Source organism: Rhizobium sp. UFLA01-1127, assembly GCF_059803845.1.
On sequence record NZ_JAUQTZ010000026.1, the window covers coordinates 22,203 to 37,466 of the forward strand.

The following is a 15,264-nucleotide window of genomic DNA, read 5'->3' on the forward strand; positions in this document are numbered from 1 at the left end:
AGAACGGCACTAAGCCTTCGACACCAGCGTCGGCTGCAGGGCGCCGGAGACGTTCGGCGTGACCTTGAGGCTCGATTTGTAGACGATCGGCTGCGCATATTGCAGCAGCGGGATCACATAGCCCTGTTCGGCAATGTACTTGATCGCCGCCTTCCAGCCGGCAATACGCTTCGTCTCGTCTTTTTCCACCCAGAGCGGTCCCAGCATGTCGTCGACATCCTTGGTCTTCCAGGCCGAGTGCGGCGAGGGGCCGAACATGGCAAAACCCGTCGAGGTCGTCGGATCGCCGATGGCGTTGCCCCAGTTGTAGAAGGCGGCCGGCCCGAGTTGATGGGCGGCGCGCAGCTCGTAGTGCTTGGCGATTTCGTAAACTTCGATTTCAGCCTCGATGCCGACCTTGCGCCACATGCCGACGATCGCCTGGATCATCTCGTAATCCTTCGGCTTGAAGCCGCGGGTCGTCTTGATGCCGAACTTTACCGGCTTCTCCGGCGAGTAGCCGCTGGCGGCCAGAAGCTTCTTGGCCTGTTCCGGATCGTAAGGGATTTTGACGGAGGCGTCGTAAGCCTCGTATTCCGGCGCTTCCAGCGTCGACAGCGGCTTGCCGTAGCCGCGCAGTAGCCGCTTGATGATTGCTTCCTTGTCGATCGCCATATTGGCGGCCAGGCGGACGTTCTTGTCGAGCATCGGATCGACATTGCTGATGAAGATCATCCCGATGTCGGAGATCGGAGTTGTGACGCCTGATAGCCCCGACTTCTTCTTCAGCCGGTCGAAATCCTCATAGGGGATTTCCAGCGTCACGTCGGACGAACCGGACTCGATTTCGGCGACACGGCTTGTCGTATCCGGCACGAACTTGAAGATAACGGTATCGAAGGCCGGCTTGCCGCCGAAATAGTTCGGGTTTGCCTTCAGGCGCAGATAGGAATTGCCCTCATAGGCATCGACCATGTAGGGGCCGGTGCCGATCGGCTTCTTTTCGAAGCCTTGTGCGCCTACCTTGGTGTAATAACCCTTCGGCAAGACGTAGCCGGTGAGGAACGCCATCCATTTGAAGAAGGTCGGCTCGAAGCGAACGACATCGCCGGTGATGCGGTTGCCTTCCACCTTGTAATTATTGGCGGTAGACCAGATGAATTGGATCGGATTGCCCGTCTCCTGCTTGGCGGCGCGCTCCAGCGACCAGACGACGTCATCCGGTGTGAACTTGGAACCGTCGTGCCATGTCACGCCTTCGCGCACGTCCATCCAGACCTTGGTCTTGTCGTCGTTCCAGCCCCAGGCGGTCAAAAGGCCCGGCTGGAATTTCAAGTCCGGTCCCTGGCCGATATACTGGTCGAAGACCGAGCGATAGATCGCCTGGATCGTCGGGTTGACGGCGGATGGGCCGGTCGTCGGATCGAAGGATGGCAGGTTCACGTTGAAGGCGATGGTCAGCGTGCCGGATTCGGCCGCTTCCACGCGTGTTCTGCCGGCTAAAATCCCAGTCATGAATGCTGCCGCGCCGAGGCTCAGGGCCTCGCGCCGAGTAAGCGTTGTCATGGTCACTCCGTTCCCCTGTTAAGCGACAGAAAAGCATAACGCTCAACTGCCGCTGGCGATTTATTGTCGGAATGTTTTAATCTTAAAATACGTCTTTCGGAGCGGCAAGCGCTTTCTCTGGTTCTTTTAAAAAATCCAGCGTTCGTGTGGCACATATATTCCATGCATGTGCATATATATGCCGGCCGCCATCGTGATGGGATTCTGATTTCGGAAAATGAATGCATCGCTTCTGCCCTCGATCGGCAATCCATTCAGCGGAATCTCATATTTGTTCGTTGACAGTTCAAGGAAGTTCAAAATATGATTTTGCAAACGATTTAAAGAAGCCCTGAAGGGCAAAGGGGTAACGTTCATGGCCGAGCGATCATTTGCGCGCGAGGTCGAGGATCTGAAGCTCGGGGAAGGCGATATCTTCCGCGGCGAGGGTATTCTCGCGATCACCAAGGCACTTCTGCAGTCCGGCGTTTCCTATGTCGGCGGCTATCAGGGATCGCCGATCTCCCATCTCATGGACGTGCTGGCCGACGCCAGGGACGTGATGGAGGATCTGGGCGTCCATTTCGAGACATCGGCATCGGAAGCGGCTGCTGCCGCCATGCTGTCGGCCTCCGTCATGTATCCGGTGCGCGGCGCCGTCACCTGGAAATCGACGGCGGGCACGAATGTCGCTTCCGACGCGCTTTCCAACCTGTCTTCGGGCGGTGTCACCGGCGGTGCGCTGATCATCATCGGCGAGGATTACGGCGAGGGCTCCTCGATCATGCAGGAGCGCAGCCATGCCTATGCGATGAAATCGCAGATGTGGCTGCTCAATCCGCGCCCGAACCTGCCGTCGATCGTGCAGGCCGTCGAGGAGGGGTTCGAGCTTTCGGAGGCTTCGAATACGCCCGTCATGCTGCAGGTCGGTATCCGCAGCTGCCACGTTCATGGCCAGTTCGTTGCCAAGGACAACAAGCGCCCGGCCTATACGCTGAAGCAGGCGCTGGAAAAGCCTGTTCGTGACGTCAACCGTATCGTGCTGCCGCCGGCATCCTTCCTGCACGAGAAGGAGAAGCTGGAGAAGCGCTGGCCGGCTGCCGTCGACTTCATCAAGAGGCGTCAGCTCAACGAGTATTTCGGCCCCTCGGAAGGCGATGTCGGCATCATCCTGCTTGGCGGCATGTACAATGGCGTCATGCGCGCACTGCAGCAGCTTGGCCTCGCGGACGTCTACGGCAATTCCGCCGTGCCGCTTTATATCTTGAATGTCGCCTATCCGTTGGTCGATGACCAGATCGCCGAGTTCTGCACCAGCAAGAAGGCGGTGCTGATGGTGGAGGAGGGGGCGCCCGATTATATCGAGCAATCGCTGAATACCATCCTGCGGCGCCGCGACATCCAGACCAAGGTTGCGGGCAAGGATGTTCTGCCGATGGGCGGCGAATATACCGCGCCGGTGCTGATGAAGGGCATCAAGAATTTCCTGGAAGTTCACCAGCGCGTGCTGCTCGGCAACCAGCCGCCGCTACCGGACCCGACACCGATCCTCAACGATCCGAAAGTCAAGGCCCTGGCCGATGTCGTGCCGCCACGTCCGCCGGGCTTCTGCATCGGCTGTCCCGAGCGGCCGATCTTTGCGGCAATGAAGCTGGTCGAGAGCGAGCTCGGGCAGCATCACATATCAGGCGATATCGGCTGTCATCTGTTCTCGATCCTGCCGCCCTTCAATCTCGGCAGCACGACCATGGGCTATGGGCTCGGGCCGGCGGCTGCGTCGGCCTTCAACGTCGCGGCCGACAAGCGCGCGATCTCGGTCATGGGCGACGGCGGCTTCTGGCACAACGGTCTTGTGACGTCAGTCGGCAATGCCGTCTTCAACAAGCAGGACGGCGTCATCCTCGTCGTCGACAACTATTATTCGGCGGCGACCGGCGGGCAGGACATACCGTCCTCGCGTGCGCTCAATCCCCGTCGCAAGACGAACAATTCCATCGTCAATGCCGTCAAGGGCATCGGCGCGACCTGGGTGCGCCAGATCGACCGCACCTATGATGTCGGCAAGATGCGCGACACGCTGCGCGAGGCGCTGACCTCGAAGGAGTCGGGGCCGAAGATCATCGTCGCTTCTTCGGAATGCATGCTCAACAAGCAGCGCCGCGTAAAGCCGCAATTCGCCAAGGCTGTCAAGGACGGCAAGCGCATGGTCAAGGAGCGCTTCGGCGTGGACGAAGATGTCTGCACCGGCGATCACGCCTGCATCCGCCTTTCCGGCTGTCCGTCGCTGTCGGTCAAGCATACCGACGATCCGCTGAAGGACGATCCGGTGGCGGCGATCGACAATAATTGCGTCGGCTGCGGCAATTGCGGCGAGGTCTCGGAGGCGGCGGTGCTCTGTCCCTCCTTCTACCGGGCCGATATCATCCACAATCCGACGGGTTGGGATCGTTTCGTCGCCCGCCTGCGTTCCCGCGTAATCGGCTGGCTGCAGGCGCGTCGCCGTGCCGGCCGCATCGTCTTTTCAGATTGAGAGGGCGATATGAACGAGCATGTGAGCATGGGTGATCTTGGGACCAACAGGCTTTCGACGGACAAGCCGCTGTCGCTTGCCATTCTCGCCATGGGCGGGCAGGGCGGCGGCGTGCTGGCCGACTGGATCGTCGGGCTTGCCGAAGCCGAAGGCTGGATGGCGCAGACGACGTCCGTGCCCGGCGTCGCGCAGCGGACGGGCGCGACAATCTACTATATCGAAATGCTGCCGGCGAAGGATGGTCACGCCCCGATCTTTTCGCTGATGCCGACACCCGGCGATGTCGATGTCGTCATGGCGGCCGAACTGATGGAGGCCGGCCGTTCCGTGCTGCGTGGCCTGGTGACGCCGGACAAGACCGTGCTGATCGCCTCGACGCACCGCTCCTTTGCGGTCGGCGAGAAAGAGAAGCCCGGCGATGGCATCGGCAATCCCGGAGTGGTGGTCGAGGCGACGGATTTCGCGGCAAAGCGGACTATCGCGTTCGATATGGAGACGATGGCCGTCAGGAATGGCAGCGTGATTTCCGCATCCATGTTCGGCGCTTTGGCCGGTTCCGGCGCGCTGCCGTTCGCAAAGCAGGCTTTCGAGGCGATGATCCGCGCCGGCGGCAAGGGTATCGAGCCCAGCCTGAAGGCGTTCAATGCCGCCTTCGAGAGGGTCAAGGAAAAGCCCCGCGATGCGGTTTCCGCAACGCCGCCGAAGCATTTCGATGCCCTGCCGGAGACAGCCGGTCATCCGGCTCTGGATCGGTTGGTCAATCGCATCCGCTCCGAATTTCCGGAAGTTGCCTGGCCCCTGCTGTTTGCCGGCGTCAAGAAGCTGACCGACTATCAGGACCCGGCCTATGCCGACGAATATCTGAGCCGTGTCGCGGCGCTTCATGCGCTTGATCGCAAGGCGGGCGGCGCAAGCAGGGACTTTGCCTTCACCGCGCAGGCAGCGAAATATGTGGCTGTGGCCATGGCCTACGACGACGTCATTCGCGTCGCCGATCTGAAGGTGCGTGGCTCGCGCTTCGAGCGTGTTCGCAAGGAGGTCGGCGCCAAGGACGATCAGATCGTCTACATGACCGAATACATGCACCCTCGCATGGATGAGGTCTGCGGCACGATGCCGAAGGCGATGGGACTCTGGATCGAAAACCGGCCCCGCCTCTTTGCCCGGCTCGACCGCTTCGTCAATAAGGGACGCCGCGTTCAGACTGGCACGCTGTTCTGGTTCTTCGGCCTCCACATGCTTTCGGCGCTACGCCGTATCCGTCGCGGCACGTTGCGGCATGCGCGAGAGGTCGAGCATCGGGAAGCCTGGCTCGCGGCGGCCTCCAATCTGCTGGCCGCGAATTACGATCTTGCCGTCGAGGTGCTCGGCAACCGCCGCCTTGTCAAAGGCTATTCCGATACGCATGCGCGCGGGCTTTCGAAATTCGATCGCGTCATGTCTGCCCTGCCGATGCTGCGCGATCGCGAGGACGGGGCCGCCTGGATGAAGCGGCTGAGGCAGGCTGCACTTCTGGACGAGAAGGGTGTTGCGCTTGATGGGGCGCTGAAGACTGTGGAGACGCTGTGATGGAGTCGTTTCAACCACTCACCCTCGTGGTTCGAGGCTCCGGTCCTTCGGCCCTCCGCACCTCACTATTAGGGCTAGCCTTTTGCGCTGGTTACGAAATTCGCTCCGCCTCATCCTGAGGTGCATCTTGAAGCGCAGCGGAAAGATGCCTCGAAGGACGGGGCGGCCACAGACACTCCGATCTCTTCAGATCTCATGCTTCCTGATGTTGTGCAGTACCTTGTGCAGCGTCGAGATGAAGGTACGGTATTCAGCCTCGTCGACGCCGTCGAACATTTGCAGGAAGAGGTCGTACATGGTCGGCCATACCTTCTCGAAGGCGGCGCGGCCTTCCTCCGTAATCGAGACGTCGCGGATGCGCATGTCTTCGGCACGAGGCTGGCGGCGGATATAGCCCTGTTGTTCGAGCGAGTCCAAGGTGCGGCTCATGGTCGACTGCTCGGTCACGGCGAAGACGGAGAGCTCGTTGATCGTGAGGCTGGAAGAGACGCTGAGAACGGCGAGCGCCCGCATCTTCGCGGTCGTCATGTCGTATTCGCGTAGCTCCTCCAGCAGATTGGCGTTCCAGCGCGCCATCAGCCGGTTCATCAGGTAGGGCGCGAAGTGATTGAGGCCGATTTCGCCCATGGTCGGGCGTTTCGCGTTCTCATCCCGCTTGCGCCTCAAAACGGTGCCTGAAAACCGCTCCTCCATCGACGATACTCCCTAGGAAACGTGTTACTTCAGCGATGATGCGAGCAGGAAGCCGGAGCCCCCACCAAGGCCTGGACCGGGATGCGCGGAAGCGCCGATATGGTATAGGCCCGTTATATGGGTGCGGTGGTTAACAGATGACTTGAAGGGACGCCAGATGAAAAACTGGTCGAGGCCGCAGTAGCCGCCATAAGGATCGCCGCCGACAAGGTTCATGTTCATTGCTTCGAGATCAGCCGGAGAATAGGCGCGACGTGCCAGCTTTATGCTGGAAAAGTTCTCGATCTGGTTCGCAAGCAGGGCTTCGGCGCGATCGGCGTAGCGCTCGCGCACTTCCTCTGTCCATCGGCCGTCCTCAGGCGTTTCGATCTCGCCGGCGGCATCGCCCTTGATATGACGCGGCGCTTCGGGCAGCTGCAGCCAGAGGATCGATTTTCCGTCCGGCGCGCGGCTGGGATCGAGAGCGACCGGCTGGCCGACGCAGACGGTCGGTTCGGCCGGCAATAGCCCGCGCTCGCATTCGTTGGCGGCGCGCGACACGCCGTCGAGACCGGGGGTCAGATGCAGCAGCGCGACCTTGCCGAGTTCGTCGTCGGCTTTCCAGCGCGGCGGCTCGGAGAGCGCATAGTGAATCTGCATGTCGCCCTTGCCGTAGCGATAGCTGGCAACACCCGTTTGGACTTCTGCCGGCAGCGGATCCGGCCAATCGGCTATCAGGCGCTCATAAAGCTGGTTGGGGGTGACGGAGCAGATTACGCCTGTCTTTGCGCTCAACGTTTCGCCATTCGCAAGGCGGACACCATCGGCGCGGCGATTGGGGCCTGGAATAATGGCTTCGACATCGGCGTTTACACGGATTTCGCCGCCATGATCGGCAATCAGCCGTTCGAAGGCCGTCAGCAGGTTCGCGGCGCCGCCCTTGACGATCGGCGCGCCGCCCAGCTCCAGCGCAAAGCCGATCACCTTCAGCATTTCCGCAGAATAGGCGCTTTCCGGTCCGAGGCCGCAATGAAGCACCCAGGGCGCCCAGAGTGCGTGAATGTCCTCGGACCTGTAGTTGGTTTCGAGGTAACCACGTGCCGGCGTCAGGGCATCGCCAAACCAGGCTGCTAGCTTGCGCAGGCCGCGGTTCCAGCCTTGCTTGCCGACTGTCTTCAGGATCGATCCCGACCATAGCGCGCCGCCGAGGAGGGAAAAGAGGAAAGGAGCGTCGGCGGCTAGCGCCTCCATCTCGCGGGAGAAGGTCTGCCCGTCACCGAGCGCAAGTTCGTCGAAGGTGGCGATGTTTCGCCGCCTGTCCTTGGAAAAGATGACGTGCGAACCGTCGGGCCGCAGCACGGCTGTCGGAAGGTCTGCATGTGCGAATTCCAGGCCTCGTGCCTCGAGATCCTTGCCGATGGCGCCATAGGCCGGCGAGGTGAGGAACAGCACCATGGTCGTCGCCATGACGTCGTGGATGAAGCCGGGCTCGGTGATCTCCTCGGTGCGCAGGCAACCGCCGATGCGGTCGTTGCGCTCGAGGACGAGCACCTTATGGCCCTTTTTGCCAAGCATCGCAGCAGCGACAAGCGCATTTATGCCGCTGCCGACGATGATGTAATCATGATCGCCCATTGCCGCCGCCCCTCATTGGTAAGATGAACGGAAAGGAGGAGCCAGCCCCAGGCTCCCGCCTTTCCAGCCTATCATGCAATCAAGGCCAGTGCGCGAACCGGCGAACCGGTGCCCTTGACGAACTTCAACGGCGCGGCGATCAGCACGGCGCCCTTGGCCGGAAGCTGGTCAAGATTGGAGAGGCTGGCGAGGCCATAGCGGTTGGCCTTGTGCATGAGGTTATGCGCCGGGAAGGGCGGGTTCATGCCGCCGGCCGATCCGGCGTCGGTGCCGATCGTTTCCGAACCCCAGCCGATAATGCCCTTGGTCAAGAGATATTCGATCGCCTCGGCGGTCGGACCGGGGGAGTGCGGGCCGTTTTCGTCAGCGTTCAGGAAAGTTTCGGTGGAACCGTTGCGCTTGTACCAGTCGGTGCGCAGCAGCACCCAGCTGCCGGCTTCGATCGTCCCATGCTGAGCTTCCCACTCCTTGATGCTGTCAACCGTCAGCAGGTAATCGGGATTGGCAGCGGCTTCCCTGGAGCGGTCGATGACGTTGACCGGTGCCACGAAATTCTGCGGCGGGATGGTGTCCGTCGTGTTGTTCGGATTGTCCTTGCCTGTGATCCAGTGACAGGGGGCATCGAAGTGAGTGCCGGTATGCTCGCCGAGTTCCAGCCAGTTCCAAGCCCAGAACGGGCCGTCCTGATCGTATTCGGAGATCGTATGAACCTTGACGTTCGGCGTGTTCTTCCCAAACTGCGGCGGCAGGTAGAGCACCGGAGTATCCGGGCCGAGCGGCGCGGTAAGATCGACCACCTTGACGGAGCCCGAAAGCAGGGCCGAGGCGAGGCTGGTGAGTGCGGTAGCGGTCATTTTTCTAGTTCCCCTTGTTATCGCATGATCCCATGTGAAGAACCGTTTGGGCTCTTTTGGTCAGGATCGGGCGTGAAGTCGGTATCGCCGGGCGCGGGTGCCTTTCCTCCTGACACTTGGTCCGCGCGGTGGCAGAATGCAGGGAGCCTATGTCACAATATATGATATTGCAAGCATTCCCGAATGCTCCCAGAGGGCAAAGGTGGACTGTCCTTCTTACGACGGGGATATCGGCAAGTCGCTGAAACAATGTAGCAAAACTCGATAAAATTCGAGACGTTGCTACTCTTGATTGCGTCCTCTTCCGAAAGTTCGTGCCGATTGATACTTGAAGCTTAAAACTCAAGATGTATGCATGTGACAATAATAATCGACGAGAGAGGGCAAGCGATGAGCTATGATGCGATCATAGTGGGAGCCGGCCACAACGGCCTGGCAGCGGCGGTGCATCTGGCTTCCAAGGGCTGGAAGGTTGCCGTCATCGAGGGCAATGCGGAACCCGGCGGTGCGGTGAAGACCCGCGAAGTGACGCTGCCCGGTTTCAGGCACGATCTCTGTGCCATGAACCTCTCCATGTTTGCCGGCTCGGCTTTCTTTGCGCAATACAGGAACGAACTCTCGGCGGAAGGGCTGGACTTCGTGCCTGCTGCGGATTGTTTTGCCAGCGTCTTCCGCGACAACACCTATCTCGGCGTCAGCACCGATCTGGAAAAGACCGCAGGCGCGATCGCCGACATCTCGCCGCACGATGCCGCAGCCTGGCGGCACATGCTCTCGGCGTTCGGTGCGGACGCACCGCACATCTTCGGTCTTCTCGGTTCGCCCATGCCATCGATGGCCGCGGCCAAAGTCGTTTGGAAAGCCTGGAGGCAGAAGGGAACCGGTTGGCTTTACGATACCGCACGCATGCTCTTCGCCTCGCCGCGCGATTTTCTCGATGCCCGCTTCCAGAATGCCAAGCTGAAGACGATGATGGCTGCCTGGGGGCTGCATCTCGATTTTGCGCCTGACGTCGCCGGTGGCGCGCTGTTTCCCTATCTCGAATCCATGGCCAATCAGGCCTTCGGGATGGTGATCGGCAAGGGCGGTGCGGATACGATCGTCAAGGCGATGGTGGCCGTGTTGAAAAGCAAGGGCGGCGAGCTGATGCTGGGTACTCGTGTCGACAAGATCGTCACGGCTGGCGGCAAGGCGACAGGTGTCGTCCTTGCCGATGGACGCCGTTATGAGGCGAAACGTGCCGTCATCGCCAATGTCCATCCGCAGGTTCTGTTCGGCAAGCTCCTCGATGGGGATCCCGCACGCCAGGAATTCGACGCAAAGATATCGCGCTTTCGCGCCGGACCGGGCACGATGATGATCCATCTGGCGCTGTCGGGCCTTCCGGACTGGACGGCGGGCAAGGCGCTCCAGAATTTCGCCTATGTCCATATCGCACCCGATCTCGAGATGATGTCGCGCGTCTATGCCGAGGCGATGGGCGGTCTGCTGCCGGCCGAGCCTGCGCTGGTGGTCGGGCAGCCCACAGCCATCGATCCGTCGCGTGCACCTTCCGGGCAGCATGTGCTCTGGATTCAAGTGCGCGTTCTGCCGGCGCAGTTCCATGGCGACGCGACGGGTCAAATCACCGGTGCGAGCTGGGACGAGGTCAAGGATGCCTATGCGGAGCGCGTCCTTGACCTCATCGAGCGCTGTGCTCCAGGCTTGCGCGGGAAGATATTGGGGCGCTCGGTCTTTTCGCCCGTCGATCTGGAGCGCGAGAATCCGAACCTTGTCGGCGGCGACAACCTTTCGGGTAGCCATCATCTCGACCAGAATTTCCTGTTCCGCCCCGTCGCGGGCTATTCGCGCTACAAGACGCCCGTGGGATCGCTTTACATGTGCGGGGCTTCGACATGGCCGGGTGCTGGTACGGGTGCCGGTTCGGGTTTCATGTTGGGGAAAATGCTGGCCAGGTGACCCTCATACGACTTGACGCCCAAACCTTTGACATTTCAAATATCGTCCCCTAGATCGCTCAGATGAGCGATGCGGAACGATAGATCGAGGCGACGTCATGGCAGAGTCCGAAAGTGCAATCGTTGATCTGGAGATCATCGTCCAGGGCGCGCAGGAAGGCAAAAAGCTGGAGCTGCGGCTTTGGCTGCGCATGCTGTCGACCACGAAGCTGATCTCGCAGGAAATCCGGCGCCGGCTGCGCAACGAGTTCGGGGCGACCCTGCCGCAATTCGATCTGATGGCGCAGCTTTATCGCGAGCGCGAGGGGTTGCGCCTTGGGGAGCTGTCGAAGCGCACCATGGTCACCAACGGCAATGTCACGGGGCTGGTCGAACGGCTGGAAGCGGATGGCCTTGTGCAGCGCGTGACGCCCGATGGCGACCGGCGCGTGACGGTCGCGAAGCTCACGGCAAAGGGCGAGACTTCGTTCAGCGCCATGGCCGCGGCCCATGAGGGCTGGCTGCGTGACATGATGGCGGATGTCGATCCCGCCATCGTCAGGGAGCTGTGGCGGGATATCGGCGCGGTGAAATCATCGGTGAGCAACCATCTGTCGGGCACCGATTTCGATTGATGGTGGCGCTTATCTGGCGCGCTCGTTCTTGAATTTCTTTTCCAGCACGCTGACGAGGCGCACCATCGGCCAAAGCAGAATGATGTAGATCAGTGCGGCCATGATCAGCGGCGAGGGATTGGCATAGAAGCCTTGTGCGTTCTGCCCCTCCTTGAGCAATTCGGGCAGTGCCACGGTCGAAGCGAGCGACGTATCCTTGAACATGGAGACGCAGTTGCTCGTCGTCGGCGGGATGACGATGCGGACCGCCTGCGGCAGCACGACCTTGTAGAGCGTGATCAGGAAGGGAATGCCGAGGGCTGCGGCCGCCTCGAATTGGCCGCGCGGCACACTTTCGATGCCCGAGCGGAAGACTTCCGCCGAATAGGCGGCAAGGACGATGGAAAAGCCGAGGATCGCCGACCACCATGCGGAAAAGCTGATCCCGACAAAGGGCAGGGCGTAATAGATCAGGATCAGCACGACCAGCATCGGCATGGCACGCATGATGTCGATATAGGCGATCGTCAGAAGCTGCAAAGGCTTGGGTGCATAGAGGCGGATCAGGCTGATGACGAGGCCGCCGGTCACGCCGATCAGGATGCTGACCACTCCGAGCGCGATGGTCATCCAGAGCCCGCGCACCAACTGCGGGAAGGCCGAAATCATGACGTCGGTATTGAAGAAGGTATCGACGAAAGACATCGGCGCTCCCGTGTGCAGGACGAAGATATGATTTCTCACGTCCACGCCGGTCGTTGCGACCGGCGCAGCTCATTTTAATAATGATCTTTTGATCACGCCTTGGGGATAGGCAATTCAGTCACGGTGGAAGAGCCTGCCGGCGCCTTGCTGCCGAACCACTTCTCGTGGATCTTTTCCAGCGAGCCATCCTTCTTCATCGCGGTGATCGCATCGTTGATCTTGGCGACGAGCGGCGAATCCTTCGTCATCATCAGGCCGTACTGTTCGCCGGTCTTGATGCGATCCTTGATGGCGAAGCCCTTGGTCTTGACGAAGAGATACTGCATGCCCGGAATATCGCTGACGACGGCATCGATGCGGCCGGCGCCGAGGTCGAGGAACATGTCCTGCTGCGAGTTGTAGCCCTTGACGTCGGCAAAGCCTTGGGCGGCCTTGTTGTCATTGGCCCATTTTTCACCCGTGGAGCCGGAAAGCACGCCGACGACCGTGCCCTTGAGATCGGCAAGCGTCTTGATCGAGCTGCCGTCCTTGGCGGCGACGCCCATGTCGGAATCGTAATACGGCTGGGTGAAGGACTGCGACTTCAGGCGTTCCGGCGTAATCGTGATGGACGAGATCGCCACGTCGATGCGCTTGGAACTCGTTGCCGCGAACAGGGCCTGGAAGCCGTAGTCGGCGATATTGGTCGTCATGCCGGCGCGCTTGGCCGCTTCGTTGACGATATCGACCTCGAAGCCTTCGAAGCTGCCATTGGCGGTCTTGTATTCGAAGGGCGGGTTGTTCGGATAGGAGCCGACGTTCAGAACATCGGCGGCATACGCTAAGTGGCTTCCGCCGGCCAGGCCGACGGCGGTCGCAAGGACCAGCAGACTGCGACGAGTAATGGGCATGTTCTTAGTCTCCCTCTGATTATGGCTGCGGGCTTTTCCTCTCACCCGCGGTATTCCCGTCCGCCAGACCGGCGGCCGTATCATGTCATCGCGTTGACCATGCGATCGAGCGCAATGCGCATCTGTTCGGTTTCGCGGAACGTGCACATGCGCAGGAATGCACGCGACGACTCGCCGAAGTGATATCCCGGCGCCAAACCGACGCGGGCTGTCTCCAGAATGCGCTCGCACAGTGCCGTCGCATCGGGCTCGCCCTGCAGCGCAAAGAAGGCATACATGCCGCCGCGCGGCTTTTCCGGCAGGATCATGCCCGGTATCTTGGGCAATTTTTCATAGGCCAGATCGAGGCCGGCCTTGATCCGGCCGCGGATTTCGGCGACCAGCGGCTCGCCTTCGCGCAGAGCGGCGGCAGCACCTGCCTGGACCATGGCCGATGTGCCGCTGTTGATATACTGCGTCATGGCACCCAGCTGATCGGCGACAGCCGATGGGTGCGTCAGCCAGCCGACGCGCCAGCCGGTCATCGCCCAGGCCTTCGAGAAGCTGTTGATCGCGATCACGCGGTCGCCATCCTCGGCAACCTGCAGGATCGACGGCGCGATTTCGCTATCGAAGTAGAGGCGAGCATAGACTTCGTCGGAGATGATCCAGATGCCGGTGCGGCGGCTGAAGTCGAGCAGCGCCTGCATCTCCTCGCGCGAGGCTGTCCAGCCCGTCGGATTGGAGGGCGTCGACAGGAAGATGGCGCGCGTGCGGGCATCGCAGCGGGCGATAAGCTTGTCGAGATCGAGCCGCCAGTCGGTATCGAAATCGAGCGATACGGCGCGGGGCTCGCCGCCAATGAGATGGATGGCGTTGTGGATGTTCGGCCATTGCGGTGCGACGTAGACGACGTTGGTGCCGACATCGACGAGCAGTTCGAGCGCCATGTAGAGCGCCTGCATGCCGCCGGGCGCGACCGTCGTGCGCTCGATCGGGATGGGGCGGCCATGCCAATGCGTCTGATAGTCCGACAGGGCTTCGTTCAGCGTCGCCAATCCGCGCATGTTTGGAACGTAGAAGGTTGCGCCATCGTCGAGCGCTTTCTTCGCGGCATCGCGGATGAACTCTGGCGTTACGATATCCCCTTCGCCGAACCAGAGCGGAATGACGCCGCCGAGCTCGCGGGCGCGCTTGGCCAGCACGGCGATATTGTCCGTGCGCATGTCGCGGATCTGGGCGCGGATACCTTCGAGGGCATCGCGGCCTGATATTGCGTTCGGCAAGTTATGCTGCGGCAGAAGAGACAAGGAATTTCCCCTGGGAATTCGGTGCTGAGGGGTTCAAACGGTCGCGGACGCTCTCAGTCGGGCGACCCCTCAATTTCGAATGGTTATCCAAAAACAATTGTATTTCAAGGACAAATTTTAAGCTTAAAAAGTCTGCCTCCCTGCTCGATTTCACGTTGCCATTCCTTTGAGATAAGCATCTGATAAAAATCAGCTTTATTTCCTCCCGCCGCCCCGTCTGCCCGCTCTTGCAGCATCAACCCCGGCGGCCAGGCTGGCGCCTAGAAACATCGTGTCGCTTGCCAGCATGAAGAAGCTTATGCCTGCTTCCGACCATGCGCCGATATCATCCGATGAAGGACGGAAGATGCCGACCGCGCGGCAGGCGGACAAAGCCGTTTGCGTGATTGATCTGATCGCGGCATCGAGCCTGTCCGTGCCCGCAGGACCCATCGCATCGATCGAAACCGACAGATCGCCAGGGCCGACGAAGATGAGGTCGATGCCGTCGACTGCAGCGATCTCGGCGACATTGGCAAGCCCCTCGGCCGTTTCGACCTGGATCGCAAGTAGCAGTTCGTCATTGGCCTTGGCGAGATAGTCCGGAATGCGGTAGCCATAGGCCGCAGCACGGCCAGGGCCGACACCGCGTGTGCCGAGCGGGGGGTAGCGGGTAGCCTTCACGGCGGCGCGAGCCTGCTCCGCCGTCGAAACACGAGGCACGAGAACGCCCGCAGCACCTGCATCCAGAACGGCCGCAATATCTTCCGCCGCATGTCCCGGTACGCGGACCATGGCGGGAACGCGATGGACATCGGCGGCGCGGATCAGATCCTCGATACGTTCGCGGCCGATCTGCGAATGCTCCCAGTCGATGCAAAGGAAATCGACGCCTGCGGCTGCCGTGACTTCGATGGCGACTGGATGCGGGATAGCCGCAAACGTACCGATGAGAAGCTTCTGCTCGATGCAGTTCCGGCGGAAATCGCTCATCGTCATCCTCTTATTTCAATGGCTCTTCCCGCGAGGGATAGACCGAAAGATACAACTGCGGAACGGCAATCTG

General features: G+C 60.8%; 12 protein-coding genes. 4 read left to right on the forward strand and 8 right to left on the reverse strand.

Features of this window, described 5'->3' with window-relative positions:
* Positions 1 to 9: 9 nt before the first annotated feature.
* The gene (locus tag Q4Q11_RS09030; protein ID WP_112503411.1) at positions 10 to 1,545 is read right to left on the reverse strand and encodes an ABC transporter substrate-binding protein; all 1,536 of its coding nucleotides are present in this window, start codon (positions 1,543 to 1,545) and stop codon (positions 10 to 12) included.
* Positions 1,546 to 1,900: 355 nt separating this feature from the next.
* Between Q4Q11_RS09030 and Q4Q11_RS09035 the strand changes: the two genes are divergently transcribed.
* Positions 1,901 to 4,054, forward strand: coding sequence for a thiamine pyrophosphate-dependent enzyme (locus Q4Q11_RS09035; RefSeq protein WP_498569288.1), 2,154 nt, complete (start codon positions 1,901 to 1,903; stop codon positions 4,052 to 4,054).
* Positions 4,055 to 4,063: 9 nt separating this feature from the next.
* Positions 4,064 to 5,623, forward strand: a complete 1,560-nt coding sequence (locus Q4Q11_RS09040) for an indolepyruvate oxidoreductase subunit beta family protein (RefSeq protein ID WP_113213508.1) — start codon at positions 4,064 to 4,066, stop codon at positions 5,621 to 5,623.
* 186 nt (positions 5,624 to 5,809) lie between these two features.
* On the opposite strand, the gene Q4Q11_RS09045 is transcribed toward Q4Q11_RS09040, so the two are convergent.
* The 3 genes from Q4Q11_RS09045 to Q4Q11_RS09055 form a co-directional block, all read right to left on the reverse strand.
* On the reverse strand, positions 5,810 to 6,316 hold the full coding sequence (locus Q4Q11_RS09045; RefSeq protein WP_112503418.1) for a MarR family transcriptional regulator: 507 nt from the start codon (positions 6,314 to 6,316) through the stop codon (positions 5,810 to 5,812).
* A gap of 24 nt (positions 6,317 to 6,340) precedes the next feature.
* On the reverse strand, positions 6,341 to 7,930 hold the full coding sequence (locus tag Q4Q11_RS09050; protein WP_112503420.1) for a phytoene desaturase family protein: 1,590 nt from the start codon (positions 7,928 to 7,930) through the stop codon (positions 6,341 to 6,343).
* Positions 7,931 to 8,001: 71 nt separating this feature from the next.
* Complete coding sequence (locus Q4Q11_RS09055; RefSeq protein ID WP_113336707.1) at positions 8,002 to 8,784, reverse strand: cyclase family protein; 783 nt, start codon at positions 8,782 to 8,784, stop codon at positions 8,002 to 8,004.
* Positions 8,785 to 9,174: 390 nt separating this feature from the next.
* On the opposite strand from Q4Q11_RS09055, the gene Q4Q11_RS09060 reads away from it, so the two are divergent.
* Entirely contained in the window at positions 9,175 to 10,743 is a 1,569-nt protein-coding gene (locus tag Q4Q11_RS09060; protein ID WP_498569289.1) for a phytoene desaturase family protein, read from the forward strand.
* Between the two features lie 97 nt (positions 10,744 to 10,840).
* On the forward strand, positions 10,841 to 11,356 hold the full coding sequence (locus Q4Q11_RS09065) for a MarR family transcriptional regulator (RefSeq protein WP_112503428.1): 516 nt from the start codon (positions 10,841 to 10,843) through the stop codon (positions 11,354 to 11,356).
* 9 nt (positions 11,357 to 11,365) lie between these two features.
* On the opposite strand, the gene Q4Q11_RS09070 is transcribed toward Q4Q11_RS09065, so the two are convergent.
* The 4 genes from Q4Q11_RS09070 to Q4Q11_RS09085 all read right to left on the reverse strand — a co-directional run bounded on the left by Q4Q11_RS09070 (position 11,366) and on the right by Q4Q11_RS09085 (position 15,191).
* The gene (locus Q4Q11_RS09070) at positions 11,366 to 12,040 is read right to left on the reverse strand and encodes an amino acid ABC transporter permease (protein WP_113336704.1); all 675 of its coding nucleotides are present in this window, start codon (positions 12,038 to 12,040) and stop codon (positions 11,366 to 11,368) included.
* 92 nt (positions 12,041 to 12,132) lie between these two features.
* On the reverse strand, positions 12,133 to 12,930 hold the full coding sequence (locus tag Q4Q11_RS09075; protein WP_112503434.1) for an ABC transporter substrate-binding protein: 798 nt from the start codon (positions 12,928 to 12,930) through the stop codon (positions 12,133 to 12,135).
* 80 nt (positions 12,931 to 13,010) lie between these two features.
* Entirely contained in the window at positions 13,011 to 14,219 is a 1,209-nt protein-coding gene (locus Q4Q11_RS09080; RefSeq protein WP_113213503.1) for a pyridoxal phosphate-dependent aminotransferase, read from the reverse strand.
* 195 nt (positions 14,220 to 14,414) lie between these two features.
* Entirely contained in the window at positions 14,415 to 15,191 is a 777-nt protein-coding gene (locus Q4Q11_RS09085; RefSeq protein ID WP_498569290.1) for an HpcH/HpaI aldolase family protein, read from the reverse strand.
* Positions 15,192 to 15,264 lie beyond the last annotated feature (73 nt).

Coding starts and splice junctions, on each gene's coding strand:
- Q4Q11_RS09030 (WP_112503411.1), bottom strand. CDS start 1,545: ATGACAACGCTTACTCGGCGCGAGGCCCTGAGCCTCGGCGCGGCAGCA.
- Q4Q11_RS09035 (WP_498569288.1), top strand. CDS start 1,901: ATGGCCGAGCGATCATTTGCGCGCGAGGTCGAGGATCTGAAGCTCGGG.
- Q4Q11_RS09040 (WP_113213508.1), top strand. CDS start 4,064: ATGAACGAGCATGTGAGCATGGGTGATCTTGGGACCAACAGGCTTTCG.
- Q4Q11_RS09045 (WP_112503418.1), bottom strand. CDS start 6,316: ATGGAGGAGCGGTTTTCAGGCACCGTTTTGAGGCGCAAGCGGGATGAG.
- Q4Q11_RS09050 (WP_112503420.1), bottom strand. CDS start 7,930: ATGGGCGATCATGATTACATCATCGTCGGCAGCGGCATAAATGCGCTT.
- Q4Q11_RS09055 (WP_113336707.1), bottom strand. CDS start 8,784: ATGACCGCTACCGCACTCACCAGCCTCGCCTCGGCCCTGCTTTCGGGC.
- Q4Q11_RS09060 (WP_498569289.1), top strand. CDS start 9,175: ATGAGCTATGATGCGATCATAGTGGGAGCCGGCCACAACGGCCTGGCA.
- Q4Q11_RS09065 (WP_112503428.1), top strand. CDS start 10,841: ATGGCAGAGTCCGAAAGTGCAATCGTTGATCTGGAGATCATCGTCCAG.
- Q4Q11_RS09070 (WP_113336704.1), bottom strand. CDS start 12,040: ATGTCTTTCGTCGATACCTTCTTCAATACCGACGTCATGATTTCGGCC.
- Q4Q11_RS09075 (WP_112503434.1), bottom strand. CDS start 12,930: ATGCCCATTACTCGTCGCAGTCTGCTGGTCCTTGCGACCGCCGTCGGC.
- Q4Q11_RS09085 (WP_498569290.1), bottom strand. CDS start 15,191: ATGAGCGATTTCCGCCGGAACTGCATCGAGCAGAAGCTTCTCATCGGT.